Origin of the sequence: Sphingopyxis italica, from assembly GCF_011926545.1 — a bacterium.
Lineage (GTDB): Bacteria > Pseudomonadota > Alphaproteobacteria > Sphingomonadales > Sphingomonadaceae > Sphingopyxis > Sphingopyxis italica.
On record NZ_JAATIT010000001.1, the window covers coordinates 255,230 to 268,835 of the forward strand.

Annotated in this window: 11 protein-coding genes; 2 read left to right on the forward strand and 9 right to left on the reverse strand. The window is 65.3% G+C overall.

The genetic code is table 11. The annotated features are described in order from the left end of the window. Positions 1-40 precede the first annotated feature (40 nt). Positions 41-793, forward strand: coding sequence for an alpha/beta fold hydrolase (locus GGR90_RS01085; protein WP_167918662.1), 753 nt, complete (start codon positions 41-43; stop codon positions 791-793). Here GGR90_RS01085 and GGR90_RS01090 read toward each other — a convergent pair. From GGR90_RS01090 to GGR90_RS01100, 3 genes are all read right to left on the reverse strand, one after another. Continuing rightward, positions 747-1,784, reverse strand: a complete 1,038-nt coding sequence (locus tag GGR90_RS01090; protein WP_245198333.1) for an alpha/beta fold hydrolase — start codon at positions 1,782-1,784, stop codon at positions 747-749. The genes GGR90_RS01085 and GGR90_RS01090 overlap by 47 nt on opposite strands. A gap of 73 nt (positions 1,785-1,857) precedes the next feature. Further along, complete coding sequence (locus GGR90_RS01095) at positions 1,858-3,525, reverse strand: MFS transporter (RefSeq protein WP_167918664.1); 1,668 nt, start codon at positions 3,523-3,525, stop codon at positions 1,858-1,860. Between the two features lie 151 nt (positions 3,526-3,676). Beyond that, the gene (locus GGR90_RS01100) at positions 3,677-5,056 is read right to left on the reverse strand and encodes a DEAD/DEAH box helicase (protein ID WP_167918666.1); all 1,380 of its coding nucleotides are present in this window, start codon (positions 5,054-5,056) and stop codon (positions 3,677-3,679) included. A 369-nt stretch (positions 5,057-5,425) separates the two neighbouring features. On the opposite strand from GGR90_RS01100, the gene GGR90_RS01105 reads away from it, so the two are divergent. After that, entirely contained in the window at positions 5,426-6,901 is a 1,476-nt protein-coding gene (locus GGR90_RS01105) for a glycerol kinase (protein ID WP_167918668.1), read from the forward strand. 31 nt (positions 6,902-6,932) lie between these two features. Here the strand turns inward: GGR90_RS01105 and rpmE are convergent, their stop codons facing one another. The 6 genes from rpmE to GGR90_RS01135 form a co-directional block, all read right to left on the reverse strand. Further along, positions 6,933-7,160, reverse strand: a complete 228-nt coding sequence (rpmE, locus tag GGR90_RS01110; protein ID WP_077030436.1) for a 50S ribosomal protein L31 — start codon at positions 7,158-7,160, stop codon at positions 6,933-6,935. Positions 7,161-7,372: 212 nt separating this feature from the next. After that, entirely contained in the window at positions 7,373-7,852 is a 480-nt protein-coding gene (gene fabZ / locus GGR90_RS01115; protein ID WP_167918670.1) for a 3-hydroxyacyl-ACP dehydratase FabZ, read from the reverse strand. A gap of 5 nt (positions 7,853-7,857) precedes the next feature. Continuing rightward, complete coding sequence (locus GGR90_RS01120; protein WP_167918672.1) at positions 7,858-8,547, reverse strand: OmpH family outer membrane protein; 690 nt, start codon at positions 8,545-8,547, stop codon at positions 7,858-7,860. Continuing rightward, complete coding sequence (bamA, locus tag GGR90_RS01125) at positions 8,547-11,246, reverse strand: outer membrane protein assembly factor BamA (protein WP_167918674.1); 2,700 nt, start codon at positions 11,244-11,246, stop codon at positions 8,547-8,549. The genes GGR90_RS01120 and bamA overlap by 1 nt, the downstream gene beginning before the upstream one ends. Positions 11,247-11,319: 73 nt before the next feature. Beyond that, positions 11,320-12,450, reverse strand: a complete 1,131-nt coding sequence (gene rseP, locus GGR90_RS01130) for an RIP metalloprotease RseP (protein ID WP_167918676.1) — start codon at positions 12,448-12,450, stop codon at positions 11,320-11,322. Next, on the reverse strand, positions 12,443-13,606 hold the full coding sequence (locus GGR90_RS01135; RefSeq protein WP_167918678.1) for a 1-deoxy-D-xylulose-5-phosphate reductoisomerase: 1,164 nt from the start codon (positions 13,604-13,606) through the stop codon (positions 12,443-12,445). The genes rseP and GGR90_RS01135 overlap by 8 nt, the downstream gene beginning before the upstream one ends.

The following is a 13,606-nucleotide window of genomic DNA, read 5'->3' on the forward strand; positions in this document are numbered from 1 at the left end:
GGTCTTTCGCCGGTCATCAGGATATGCCAAGGCACAGACCATGAGCAGGATCAGCGGCCGGCCGGCCATCAGCACCGAGCATGTTTACGGCCTGAGCCTCCGCGTCGCGCGCTGGCGCGAGGGCGCGCCCGGCACGCCGCTCTTGTTCCTCAACGGGATCGGCGCCGACATCGCCGCCGCCGCGCCGCTGCTCGCGCAAATCGATGGCCGCGAGGTGTGGACGCTCGACATGCCCGGCGTCGGCGGCTCGCCCGACGCGCTGCTGCCCTATGGCGCGCCGACGATCGCGGCGGTGGTGATGGAGATAGCGGACCGGCTCGGTCACAAGGTGATCGACGTCGCCGGGTTCAGCTGGGGCGGCGCGCTGGCGCAACAGGTCGCGATCCAGTTCCCGGGACACGTGCGGCGGCTGGTGCTGATGGCGACGACGCCGACGGTGAGCGCGCCGGGGATCGGCTGGGCGGCTTTGCTCGACGACGATATGCTGGCGAGCGGGCTCAAGCTGCCGACCGCGACCCCGCTCGGCCTCGCCTATCAGTCGCTGGCGATGGCGGGATGGACGAGCGCGGCGATGCTGCCGCAGCTCAAAGACACACCCGTGCTGATCCTGATGGGTGAGCGCGACGGGGTCGTGCCCGCGTGCCACGGTCAGGCGATCGCCGACCTGATCGACGGCGCGGTGCTCGAGGTGGTGCCGGGATCGCACCTCTTCCCCTTCACCCATGCGGCGGCGATTTCGGCGCGGATCAGCGCGTTTCTGGATCAGCCGGAGCGGGCGCAAGCCGCCGCTTGAGAAAATCGGCGATCGCGGCCGCGGTCGCATCGGGGGCTTCCTCCATCGGCAGGTGGCCGATGCCGGGCAGGATCACGACCTCCGACCCCGCGATCCGCTCGTTGAACGTCTTCGCCGCGCTGGGATTGATCACGCGGTCCCTGTCGCCGAACAGGATCAGCGTCGGCGCCTCGATCTCGCCGACGCGCGCCGCCACTTCGGGCTCGCGGTCCATTCGCGCGCGCAGCACGGTGGCTTCGCGATTGCCGGGGAAGAGGAGCAGTTCCCAATAGCGGTCGATCATCGCGTCATCGACGATGTCCTGCTTTTCGACCGAGCCGCGCAGCGACTGTTCGACGAGCATCCGCGGCGTCACCCGCGTCGCCAGCCAGCGGCCGAAGGGATATTCGAGGATGCGAAAGCCGACGTTCGATTCGGGGCGCTTCTCTCCCTTGCGCAGCGGCATGCCGGCGGCGTCGATCAGCAGCAGCGCATCGACGCGCGCGGGCTGCGCGAGCGCATAGCGCCAAGCGACCCAGCCGCCCATCGAATTGCCGCCGAGAATGAAATGATCGAGCCCGAGCTTCGCCGCGACGACGTCGACCGCGTTCATCATGCCCTCGGCCGAATAATCGGTGTCGGGCGTCGCGCCGGTCAGTCCGTGGCCGGGCAGGTCGAGCGTGACGATGCGATAGGTGGCGCCGAGCCGCTTTGCCAGCGGTTCCCACGTGTGGAGGCTGGCATTGGCGCCGTGGATCAGGATGATCGGCGGACCATCGGCCCGGCCCTGATCGCGGTAATGGATACGCTGGCCGGCCGGCCCCGCGACGAAGGTGGCGTCCGGGCCGCCATATTTGGTGATCATCGCGTCGCGATCGGTGTCGGGGGTCAACAGCAGCAGGAAACCGACGACAATCGCAAGCACGACGCCAAGCGGAAGCAGCACCCGCTTGCGCCGGAACAAGGAACGCCGCGGCGGCGGCTGCTCGTCGAAATCTACATCAATCATCATGCGCCCCCCCTGAAGGCTGGCACGACCCTAGCGCGCGAGGGCGCAGGGTCAATCTATGCCCAAGGTCAGGATCCTATGGATGGAGCGACCGACGAAAAGTCTCGGGCAGGAACAACAGCCCGATCACCAGGGTGATCGCCGCGACGACGACCGGATACCAGAGCCCGTAATAGATGTTGCCCGTCGCCGCGACCATCGCGAACGCTGTCGTCGGCAGGAAACCGCCGAACCAGCCGTTGCCGATATGATAGGGCAGCGACATCGCGGTATAGCGAATGCGGCTCGGGAACAGTTCGACGAGCAAGGCCGCGATCGGGCCGTAAACCATCGTCACGAGCAGCACGAGGTAGAAGAGGATCGCGACGACGAGCGGCTTGTTGATCGCGGCGGGGTCGGCCTTGGCGGGATAGCCCGCAGCAGCGAGCGCCGCGTCCATCTCGGCGAGCTTGGCGGGCGTGCTGGCGGCGCTCCGCCAGGGGCCGATACCGCCCGACGGATTGGCGATCGTGATCGCCTTTCGTCCGATGGAGACCGTCGCCCAGTCGCTCCCCGCATCTTGCGAGGCATAGGGCACACCGGCCTTGGCCAGATGGGATTTCGCGACGTCGCAGGCGGTTCGATCGAACCGGTTCTTGCCGATCGGATCGAACTGGAACGAGCAGAGGGCGGGGTTGGCGATCACCGTCACCGGCGCCCTCGCCTGCGCTTCGGCAAGCGCCGGATTGGCAGCCTGCGTCAGCATCTGGAACGCCGGAAAATAGGTGAGCGCGGCGAGCGCACAGCCCGCGAGGATGATCGGCTTGCGCCCGATCTTGTCGCTGAGCCAGCCGAAAAGGATGAAGAAGGGCGTGCCCAGCATCAGCGCGATGGCGATCAATATGTTCGCGGTCGCGCCGTCGACCTTCAGCGTCTTTTCGAGGAAAAAGAGCGCATAAAATTGTCCCGAATACCAGACGACCGCCTGCCCCGCGACCGCGCCAAACAGCGCAACGAGCACCCATTTGAGGTTCTCCCAGCGCCCGAAGGCTTCGGTCAGCGGCGCTTTAGAGGTCGTGCCCTCCTCCTTCATCTGTTTGAAGACCGGGCTTTCCTCGAGCTGGAGGCGAATCCACAGCGACACGCCGAGCAGGATGATCGAAATCAGGAAGGGGATGCGCCAGCCCCAGTCGGCGAACGCCGCCTCGCCCATCGCCGAACGGATGGCGATGACGACGCCGAGCGCCGCGAACAGGCCCAATGTCGCGGTGGTCTGGATGAAGCTGGTGAAGAGTCCGCGTTTGCCGTCGGGCGCATGTTCGGCAACATAAGTGGCCGCCCCGCCATATTCGCCGCCGAGCGCGAGCCCCTGAACGAGACGCAGCACCACCAGCAGGATCGGCGCCGCGACGCCGATCGAGGCGTAGCTGGGCAGAACGCCAACGAGGAAGGTCGATGCACCCATCAGGCCCATGGTGACGAGGAAGGTGTTCTTGCGCCCGACGAGGTCGCCGATGCGCCCGAACACGAGCGCGCCGAACGGCCTTACCGCAAAGCCCGCCGCGAAGGCCGCGAGCGCGAAAATGAAGCCGGTGGTTTCGTTGACGCCCGAAAAGAATTGCGCCGAGATGATCGTCGCGAGCAGACCGTAGAGGTAGAAATCATACCATTCGAACACCGTGCCGAGCGACGAGGCGAGGATGACCTTGCGCTCGCTCTGGCGGGTGCCGGTTGCTGTTGTCGCTACGCCTGCGCCGTCCGTCATTTACCACTCCCCTTATTTCCGGAAGTGGTCCATTCCAACATCCGCTCGCCCTGAGCCCGTGGAAGGGCCGTTCTTCCTTTTGCGCGACGCTAGAGGAAAAAACGGTACTTCGACAAGCTCAGCACGAACGGAATTGATGACGGTTCGAGATTTAGCCGACGCGCGTCACCGCACCCTTGTGCGCGCCGACGCTCTTGTTGCGCGGGCGGAAACGGCGCTTGCGCTGGCCTTCGGCGCCTTCGCCGGCGGCTCCATCGCGGCGCGGACCACGCTCGCCTTGCGGCTTGCCGCCATTGCGCCCGCGATTGGCGTCCTGACGCTGGCGGTTCGGGTCGCGGCCCTTGCTGCCGGTGTCACGCGGCGGCTGCGCCGGCTTGGGCAGGTTACGCACCAGTTCGTTGAAATTCTCGGGCAGCGGCATCGGCTCGGCCTTGGACCGGGTGACGCGCTCGATATCGCGCATGTACGGACGCTCGTCGGGCGCGATGAAGCTGATCGCCTTGCCCTCGGCGCCGGCGCGCGCGGTGCGGCCGATGCGGTGGACATATTGCTCGGGAACGTTCGGGATTTCGAAATTGATCACATGGCTGACGCCCGACACGTCGATGCCGCGCGCGGCGATGTCGGTCGCGACGAGCAATTTGATCTCGCCCGAACGAAACGCCTGCAAAGCGTGGGTGCGCTGCGACTGGCTCTTGTTGCCATGGATCGCCATCGCCTTGATGCCCGCGCCCGCAAGGTGGCGCACGACGCGATCGGCGCCATGCTTGGTGCGGGTGAAGATCAGCGCGCGGTCGATATCTTCGCTGGCGATGACCGAATGGAGCAGCGCCTGCTTTTCCTTCTGTTCGACGAAGGTCGAATATTGGCTGATCTTTTCGACGGTCGTCGCCGCCGGCGTCACCGACACGGTCACCGGATCCTCGAGGAACTGTTCGGCGAGGTGCGCGATTTCCTTCGGCATCGTCGCCGAGAAGAAAAGATTCTGGCGGCGCGAGGGCAGCAGCTTGGCGACGCGGCGCAGCGAGTGGATGAAGCCCATGTCCATCATCTGGTCGGCTTCGTCGAGGACGAAGATTTCGACGTCGTCGAGGCGCAGCGCGCGCTGGTCGATCAGATCGAGCAGGCGGCCCGGGGTGGCGACGAGGATGTCGACGCCGCCCGAAAGGTCGCGGATCTGCTTGTTGATCGGCACGCCGCCGAAGACGGTCGAAACGCTGAGCTTGGTAAAGCGGCCATAGTCGCGGCAGCTCTGCGCGATCTGCGCGGCGAGTTCGCGCGTCGGCGCGAGGACGAGCATGCGGCAGCTGCGCGGATTGGCGCGGTGCGGATAGGTCAGAAGATGATGGATCGACGGCAGCGAGAAGCCGGCCGTCTTGCCGGTGCCCGTCTGCGCGATACCGCACAGGTCGCGGCCCTTCATCAGCGGCGGGATCGCCTGCGTCTGGATCGGGGTCGGCTGGGTATAATCCTTGGCGGCAAGCGCGCGATTGATGTCGGCGTGCAGGCCAAAGTCGTTGAAAGTCGTCATAAAATACTCACAGTGGGCGACGCGCAGGCGCATCCGTTCGCATCGAACGGACGGCGCACGGCCGCGGGTTCGAAACGACCCGCGTGAAAGGGTGCCTCTGGGGACAAAGCGCGGTTCCGGCTCGTCCCGCGCCTGAAACGGGCGGGAAAATCACGCTGCCGGTGGTTGCGGCGGGTGGTCCCGCCATGCTGCGCTGCACAATCATATGGCACGGGTTGCGCGGGTTTGCAAGATAATTGCGTGGCATTCGTTAACCCACGCTCTTCTTCCGTTCGCCTGAGCTTGTCGAAGGGCCGTTCTTTCTTCATCACCAGGACAAAGAAGAACGGTGCTTCGACAAGCTCGGCACGAACGGATGGGGGTAACGCTTTGGCCAAGAAAATCATCGTCATCGACGAGGGCACGACCTCGACCCGCACGATGCTGTTCGCCGCCGACGGCACCCCGCTCGGCAGCGCGCAGCGCGAGATACGGCAGCATTATCCCGGCCCCGGGCTTGTCGAGCATGACGCCGCCGAAATCTGGGAGGCGACGCTCGCCTGCACGCGCGAGATGATCGCGCGCGCGGGCGGCGCCGAACAGATCGCGGCGATCGGCATCACCAACCAGCGCGAGACGGTGGTGTTCTGGGACCGCCAGACCGGACAGCCGCTCGCGCGCGCGATCGTCTGGCAGGACCGGCGCACCGCCGCCGATTGCGCCGCGCTGAAGGACGCAGGGCACGAGGAAGCGGTTCAGGCCAAGAGCGGCCTGCTGCTCGATCCCTATTTTTCGGGGAGCAAGATCGGCTGGGCGCTGAAGAACTGGCCGCAGCTCACGGAAGCCGGAGAGCGGCTCGCGGTGGGGACGATCGAATCCTACCTCGTCTATCGCCTGACCGGCGGCGCGCATGTCACCGACGCGAGCAACGCGTCGCGTACCTCGCTGATGGACATCGAGGGCAATGGGGGCTGGGACGACGAGCTTTGCGACCTGCTCGGCGTGCCGATGGCGCTGCTCCCCGAAATCACCGGCTGCACGACGACGGTGGGCACGACCGATCCGGCGCTGTTCGGGGGCGCGATTCCGATCTCGGGCATGGCGGGCGACCAGCAGGCGGCGACGGTCGGGCAGGCGTGCCTCGCGCCGGGGCAGACCAAGGCGACTTTCGGCACCGGCGCCTTCATCCTCTCGGCCAGCGGCACGACGCGCCCGACATCGGCGAACCGCCTGCTCGCGACGGTGTTGGTGCAGGAGGACGATGTGCGAAGCTATGCGCTCGAGGGGTCGGTGTTCGTCGCGGGGAGCCTGATCAAATGGCTGCGCGACGGGCTCGGCCTGCTCGCCAGTGCGGGTGAGAGCGAGGGGCTCGCGCGGTCGGTGGCCGACAATGGCGGGGTCTATCTGGTCCCCGCGCTCGCGGGGCTCGGCGCACCGCATTGGCGGCCCGATGCGCTCGCGGCGCTCTCCGGGCTGAGTTTCGCGAGCAGCAAAGCGCATGTCGCGCGCGCGGCGCTGGAGGCGCAGGCCTATCAGGCGCATGATTTGAAATCGGCCTTCGCCGCCGACGGGGTCGACTGGGCCGAGGTACGCATCGACGGCGGCATGGCGGCGAACGACTGGATGGCGCAGGACCTATCCGACATGCTGGGCCTGACCGTCGAGCGGCCCGACTTCGTCGAAAGCACCGCGCTCGGCGCCGCGATGCTGGCGGCGACGGGGGCGGGTCTTTATCCCGATCTCGCGAGCGCCGCCGCCGCGATGCGCGGCACGGCGACGCGCTTCACCCCGGCGATCGACGCCGCAAAACGCAAAACGCGCCTTGCCGGGTGGCAAAGCGCGCTTGCAAAGGTTTTGGTTTCTTAAGCCCCTCCTCTTCAGAGGAGGGGTAAACAGCTCAACGCTTGAGCGTAAGCCCACCGAAACGCTTGTTGAACTTCGCGACCTGGCCGCCGGCGTCGAGCAGGCGTCCGGTGCCGCCGGTCCACGCCGGGTGCGCGGTGGGATCGATTTCGAGCGTCATCACGTCGCCCTCTTTGCCCCAGGTCGAGCGCGTCTGATATTCGGTGCCATCGGTCATCTTGACCGTGATCATGTGATAGGCGGGGTGAATGTCTTTTTTCATGTCTGGGCTCCTGTGCCACTGGTTACCGACCAGCGGCTGAGTCTGTGCGTCCGGAGACGCGAAGTGGCGGCCTTTAGTCGGCAATGGGGACAAATGCAACACCCGCCCCAACATCGTCATCCCGGCGAAAGCCGGGATCTCGCCGGTGCGTAGCAACGAGAAGATGAGATCCCGGCCTTCGCCGGGATGACGTATAAGGGAAGGTCCGCAGTCTAATCGCCCGGCGGATCGGCGATCATCGCGGTGAACTGGCATTCGGTCGCCAGCTGTCCGTCCAGCATCGCCTTGCCTTCGAACTTGCAGATGTTCCGCTTTGCCTGAAGGATCGTGACGTGGAGGTCGAGCAGCACGCCGGGTTCGACGGGCTTGCGGAACTTCACCCCGTCGATGCCCATGAAATAGACGAGCTTGCCCGAACCGCCGAGGCCGAGCGACTCGACCGCCAAAATGCCGCCGGCCTGCGCCAGCGCCTCGACGATGAGGACACCGGGCATGATCGGCCGACCGGGGAAATGCCCCTGGAAAAAGGGCTCGTTCATCGTCACCGCCTTGACCGCGTGGATCGAGGTGTCCTTCACCATCGAAACCACCCGGTCGACGAGCAGCATCGGATAACGATGCGGCAGCAGCGTCAGGATCCGGCGGATATCCACCGGGCCCAATGCCCCTGCCCCATTTTCCCCTTCCGCCATCGGACTTAGCGGCTGGTCGGCTGGGTGCCGGTCGGTGCGGGTGCCGGGGTCGCGGTGCCCTGCGCGGCGCGCGCCGCTTCCATCAGCTGCTGGTTGCGCTGCTGGACGAGCTGGCCCGGCTGGTAGCCGGCCGGGACCGCGGTCGACACGTTCGGCAGGATGCGGTTGAGTTCGGTCACCACCGCGTCGGTGATGTCGACATTGTTCTCACGCGCGAGCACCGCGTCGGGGTTGAGCAGCAGGTCGACCTTCTTCGCGGTCATCGCGGCCTTGATCGCCTCGTTCATGCGAACGCTGATCTGGTCTTCGACATAGGCGATGGCGAGGTCGACCGGCGCGCCGATGCGGCCGAGTTCCTGCTGAGCCGCCTGGCGCTTGTCCTGCACCGCCTTGGCTGCGGCCTGGAGCGCGGCCTGGTTCTGCGGGGTCTTTTTCGCTTCTTCGTTATATTTCGCGATCAGGACGTTGATTTCGGCCTGCAGCGTCTGGCCGCGCGACTGCTGCTGATCGATCTGCGCCTTATAGGTCGTCTCGATCTGCTTCGACGCGGTCTGGAAGGCGTTCGAACGCGCGGCGGCGACGCGGACGTCGGCGACGCCGACGCCCTTGGCCTGCGCGATGGCGGGGACCGACATCATGGGCGAGACCGACAGCGCGGCGATCGCCAGCGCGGAAGCGGCAAGAATTTTCTTCATCAGAATTGGGTTCCTACATTGAATGAGAAGCGTTTGGTGTCATCGCCCTCTTCTTTGCGAAGGGCGTAAGCGAAGTCGATCCGGAAGGGACCGAAAGGAGAGTTCCAGTTGACCCCGGCGCCGATCGCGACGCGCGGCATCCAGGTGTCGCCGAAGAAGCGTTCCTCGAACGGCGCGAGCGACGAGAAGCCGGTCGGACAGGTGGTGTATTGGCCCGTTCCGGTCGGGACGCCGCCCTCCGGCGTCGTTATCGTTTCGGTCGCGAACTGGCTTTGGCCCGTAGTCGCGTTGCGGCACAGGAATTTATAGAGACCGCTCCCGGGAACGCCGTCGCGCGTGTCGCGGAAATCTTCGAGCGTCGTCAGCGTCGGGCGCTTCACGCTGAACACCGACCCGACATCGAGGAAGATCGACGGCCGCAGCCCCAGTTCCTTCGCGCCGGTACCGAGCGGGATATCGAGTTCGATCCGCCCCTGATAATAAGCGCGCCCGCCGAGCGCGTCGTCGATCTGGCCGCGATTGTCGTTGCTCGTGTCGATCACCGGGTTGAGCGGGTCATAGACGGCGGCATAGCGGATGACGCGCGGACCGACGCCGCGAATGTCGAAACCGCGCATCTGCGGTTCGCCGAGGAAAAAGCGGTCGGTCAGGCGGACCTTGTCGCTGGTCGGGGTCGGGCGCGCGCCGAACGGATAGATATAGCCGCCCTCGGCCGAGATGTTGAGGATGAAGCGGCTGCCGAGGTTGAAGTGCTTCGACCCCTGAAGGCGCGTGCGGACATATTTGACGCTACCGCCGAGCCCGGCGAAATCCTGGCTCAAGGACAGCGACTGGCCACGCGTCGGACGAATGCGGTTGTCGCGGTCATCGTAAGCCAGCGTGTAGCCGAGCAGCGAGGTCGTACGATTGCCGATGGCGTCGCACAGATAGCGGCCGGCGACGAGCGGGTCGCACTCGTCGCCGAAATAATAAATCCCCTTATCGAGCGTCACATCGTCGAAGTTGATGCTGTAGCGGCCGAAGAAGGACATGAATTCGGTCAGCGGCACGCCGACGTTGATCTGCGCGCCGGTCGTGACCTGTTCGAAGGTCGTACGGCGATCATTGTCGATGAAGTTGAACGAATTGAGGTCGCGGCGATAGACGCTGCCGCCGATCGAGATGTTGCGGTCGAACAGATAGGGCTCGGTGAAGCCGAGTTCGATCGACTTCGAATAGCTCGAATAGTTGACCGAGGCCTGGAGCTGCTGGCCGAGGCCGCGAAAGTTGCGCTGGCGGATCGAGGCCTGGAGCAGGAAATTCTCGATTGACGAGAAACCGGCCGACAGCGACAGTTCGCCGGTCGGCTTTTCCTCGACATTGGTTTCGAGGATGATGCGGTCGGGGGCGCTGCCTTCCTTGCGCTCGATTTCCAGATTTTCCTGGAAATAACCGAGGCTGTTGATGCGGCTCTCGGTCCGCTTGACGCCAAAGCTGTTGAACGCGTCGCCTTCGTTCAGGCGGAATTCGCGACGCACCACTTTGTCGTGGGTCAGCGTGTTGCCGTTGACGTCGATGCGCTCGACATAGGTACGCGGGCTTTCGCCGACGTTGAAAGTGATCGCCATCGTCCGGTCTTCGGGATTGCGGCGGAATTCGGGATTGATGTCGGCAAAGGCGTAGCCGAACAGGCCGGCGGTCTCGCTGAGACTTTCGACCGTATCCTCGACCAGCTTGGCGTCGTACCAGTCGCCGGTCTTCATCGGCAGCAGCTTCTTCAGCATCTCGGGCTGGAAGTCGCGAATCTCGCTCTGCACGTCGACATCGCCGAACTTGTAGCGTTCGCCCTCCTCGACGACATAGGTGATGATGAAGTCCTGCTTGTTGCTCGTCAGTTCGGCCACCGCCGAGATGACGCGGAAGTCGGCGTAGCCGTTGGTCAGGTAGAAGAGACGCACCTTCTGCTGGTCATAGGCGAGACGATCGGGATCGTAGCTGGTGTTCGACGACAGGATCGTCAGCAGGCCCGACTCCTTGGTCGCCATCTCATCCTTGAGGTCGCCGTCGCTGAACTTCTCGTTGCCGATGATGTTGATCTGGCGGACCTTCGACTTCGGTCCTTCGGTGATTTCGAAGACGACGTCGACGCGGTTCTGGTCGAGCGAGACCATCTTGGGCTCGACGGTCGCGGCGAAGCGGCCCTGCCGCTTGTAGAGCTCGATGATGCGCGCGACGTCGGCGCGGACTTTCGATCGCGTGTAGATCTGGCGCGGCGCCATCTTGATCTCGGGACGGATCTTGTCTTCCTTGAGGCGCTTGTTGCCCTCCAGGATCACGCGGTTGATCACCGGGTTTTCGGCGACCTGGATTGTCAGCGCGCCATTGTTGTCGGTGATCTGGAAATCCTTGAACAGCTCGGTCGCGGCCAGGTCCTTCAGCGCCTGGTCGAGCACCGCGCGGTCATATGGCTGGCCGACGCGCAGCCGCAGATACGACAGGATCGTCTGCGCCTCGAGCCGCTGGTTGCCGACGACGGTGATCGACTGGATCGTCGTCGCGGCCGGAACCGCTTCGGGTGCCGGCGCCGGAACGGTCGGAGCGGGGACGCGCGGCGGCGCAACGTCCTGCGCCATCAACGGCGTCGCGAGCATCGTGCCGGCCAGCAAAACCACCGACAGCTGCGTCCGGCCCAAGAGTTTGTGTGAAGCCACGCTGTTCATCCCGAAAAAATAACTCAAAAGCGACAAACCCGCCTGACCGCGGGCTTGCGCGCCACTCCCTGCCCCAGACTCGCTAGCCAATCAAGCGGGCGATCCTGTCCCACACGCCAATTGAGCCCAAATCGTTGAAAGTCACGACCAGCATAAGGGTCACGATGGCCGCAAAGCCGAATCGGAACGCCCATTCCTGCGCCGCTGGGGGCGCGGGACGCCGGCGGATCGCCTCATAGGCGTAAAAGGCCAGATGACCGCCATCGAGCATCGGCAATGGCAAGAGGTTGATGAACCCCAGATTGATGGAAATGAAGGCCGCGAAGAAGATCAGCGTGCCAATCCCCAGCGCCGCCATCTCGCCCGACTGCTTGGCGATCTTGACCGGTCCGCCCATGTCCTTGATCGAACGCTGGCCGGTCACGAACTGGCCGAGGATGCTCCCCGTCAGCCGCACCATTTCCCAAGTCTGCGCGGCGCTTGTCTGTATCGCCATTACGGGCCCCACGGCCGTATAGACCGGCGCATCCGAGCGGATCCCGATAACCGCGCGCTCGCTTTTGTTGCCGAACGGGTCGCGTTCGGAAATGATACGCGGTCGCAAAGTGACGTTCAGCCGCTCGCTACCCCGCGCAATCTCGATGCTGGCGGGTTTGCCGAGGTTGAACGCCACGGCGCCCTGAATATCGTTGAACGTGTCCATCGTCCGGCCGTCGATGCGGACGATCCGGTCGCCAGCTCGCAGCCCCGCTTCCTGCGCGGCGCTGTCCGCTTCTACCGCGCCGATCACCGGCGGCGTCTGCGGAACGCCATATGCCATGTTGAAGGCGGCGAAGATCAGAATCGCGAACAGGAAATTCGTGACCGGTCCCGCGAGCACGATCAGTGCGCGCTTCCACACAGGCTGCGCGGGGAAGGTATGCGATTTCTGCTCGGCGGGCAGCTGCTGCCAGTCGGCGTCGGGCTGGCTGACCGCATCGCGGTCGCCGGCGAACTGGACATAGCCGCCGAGCGGCAGCCAGCCGATCTTCCATTCGGTGCCGCGCTTGTCGGTCCAGCCGAGAATCTTGCGTCCGAAGCCGATCGAGAAGGTATCAGCCTTCACCCCGCACCAGCGGCCGACGATATAATGGCCATATTCATGCACGAAAACGAGCGGTCCGAGGACAGCGAGAAAGGCGACGAAATAGAGCCAGATAGGCACGTTAGGCATGTTCGAGCTGGTCCACAAAATGCTGCGCGGCCGCGCGGGATGCGGCATCGACGCTGAATATGTCCTGAAGCGATGCGGGCACGGCCGGCGCATCGGTATCGATCACGCGGCGAACCGTATCGACGATCGCGGGGAAGGAAATGCGGCCGGCAAGGAAAGCGGCGACCGCCACTTCGTTGGCGGCGTTGAGCTGCGCCGGGCGCGCGCCGCCCTCGGCGATCGCGGCGCGGCAAAGCGCGGTCGCGGGAAAACGCACCTCGTCGGGCGCCTCGAAATCGAGCCGCGCGATGCTGGCGAGGTCGAGCGGGGTGCACGGCGTCGCCATCCGCTGCGGCCAGGCGAGCGCGCTGCTGATCGGGATGCGCATGTCGGGCGAGCCGAGCTGCGCGAGCGTCGAGCAATCGATATATTCGACAAGGCTGTGGATCACCGATTGCGGATGGACGAGGATCTCGATCCGGTCGAGCCCCACCGGGAACAGGTGATGCGCCTCGATCAGTTCGAGCCCCTTGTTCATCATCGTCGCCGAATCGACGCTGATCTTCGCGCCCATCGACCAATTGGGATGCGCGACCGCCTGTGCGGGCGTGACGCGCGCCATGTCGTCGGCGCGCATCGTGCGGAACGGGCCGCCGCTGGCGGTGAGGATGATGCGGCGCACCTGGTCGATACGGCCGCCCGCTAGGCACTGGAAGATCGCATTATGCTCGCTGTCGACGGGCAGGATCGTCGCGCGCGTCGCGCGCGCGGCGGCGGTCATCAGCTCGCCCGCGGAAACCAGAGCTTCCTTGTTGGCGAGCGCGACGTCGTGGCCCGCTTCGAGAGCGGCCATCGTCGGCGCGAGGCCCGCGGTGCCGACGATCGCCGCCATGACGAGGTCGGTCGGCTGCCGCGCGACCGCGACGAGCGCCTCGGCGCCCGCAGCGGTTTCGATGCCGGTGCCCGCCAGCGCGCCTTTCAGCGCGCCGTGAAGCGTTTCGTCGGCGATCACCGCGACGTCGGGGCGGAATTCCTTCGCGAGCTTCGCGAGTTCGGCAACGTCGCTGTTCGCGGTCAGCACGCCGACAGCCCAGGCCTCGCCATCGCGGCGCACGAGATCGAGAGTCGATTGCCCGACCGATCCCGTCGCACCGAATAGCGAGAGGCGGCGCGTCAT

Excerpts from the sequence above, each read along its gene's own strand:
- rseP (WP_167918676.1), bottom strand. The coding sequence starts at position 12,450 with ATGCCTAACGTGCCTATCTGGCTCTATTTCGTCGCCTTTCTCGCTGTC.
- GGR90_RS01090 (WP_245198333.1), bottom strand. The coding sequence starts at position 1,784 with ATGATGATTGATGTAGATTTCGACGAGCAGCCGCCGCCGCGGCGTTCC.
- rpmE (WP_077030436.1), bottom strand. The coding sequence starts at position 7,160 with ATGAAAAAAGACATTCACCCCGCCTATCACATGATCACGGTCAAGATG.
- fabZ (WP_167918670.1), bottom strand. The coding sequence starts at position 7,852 with ATGGCGGAAGGGGAAAATGGGGCAGGGGCATTGGGCCCGGTGGATATC.
- GGR90_RS01085 (WP_167918662.1), top strand. The coding sequence starts at position 41 with ATGAGCAGGATCAGCGGCCGGCCGGCCATCAGCACCGAGCATGTTTAC.
- GGR90_RS01100 (WP_167918666.1), bottom strand. The coding sequence starts at position 5,056 with ATGACGACTTTCAACGACTTTGGCCTGCACGCCGACATCAATCGCGCG.
- bamA (WP_167918674.1), bottom strand. The coding sequence starts at position 11,246 with ATGAACAGCGTGGCTTCACACAAACTCTTGGGCCGGACGCAGCTGTCG.
- GGR90_RS01135 (WP_167918678.1), bottom strand. The coding sequence starts at position 13,606 with ATGACGCGCCGCCTCTCGCTATTCGGTGCGACGGGATCGGTCGGGCAA.
- GGR90_RS01120 (WP_167918672.1), bottom strand. The coding sequence starts at position 8,547 with ATGAAGAAAATTCTTGCCGCTTCCGCGCTGGCGATCGCCGCGCTGTCG.
- GGR90_RS01095 (WP_167918664.1), bottom strand. The coding sequence starts at position 3,525 with ATGACGGACGGCGCAGGCGTAGCGACAACAGCAACCGGCACCCGCCAG.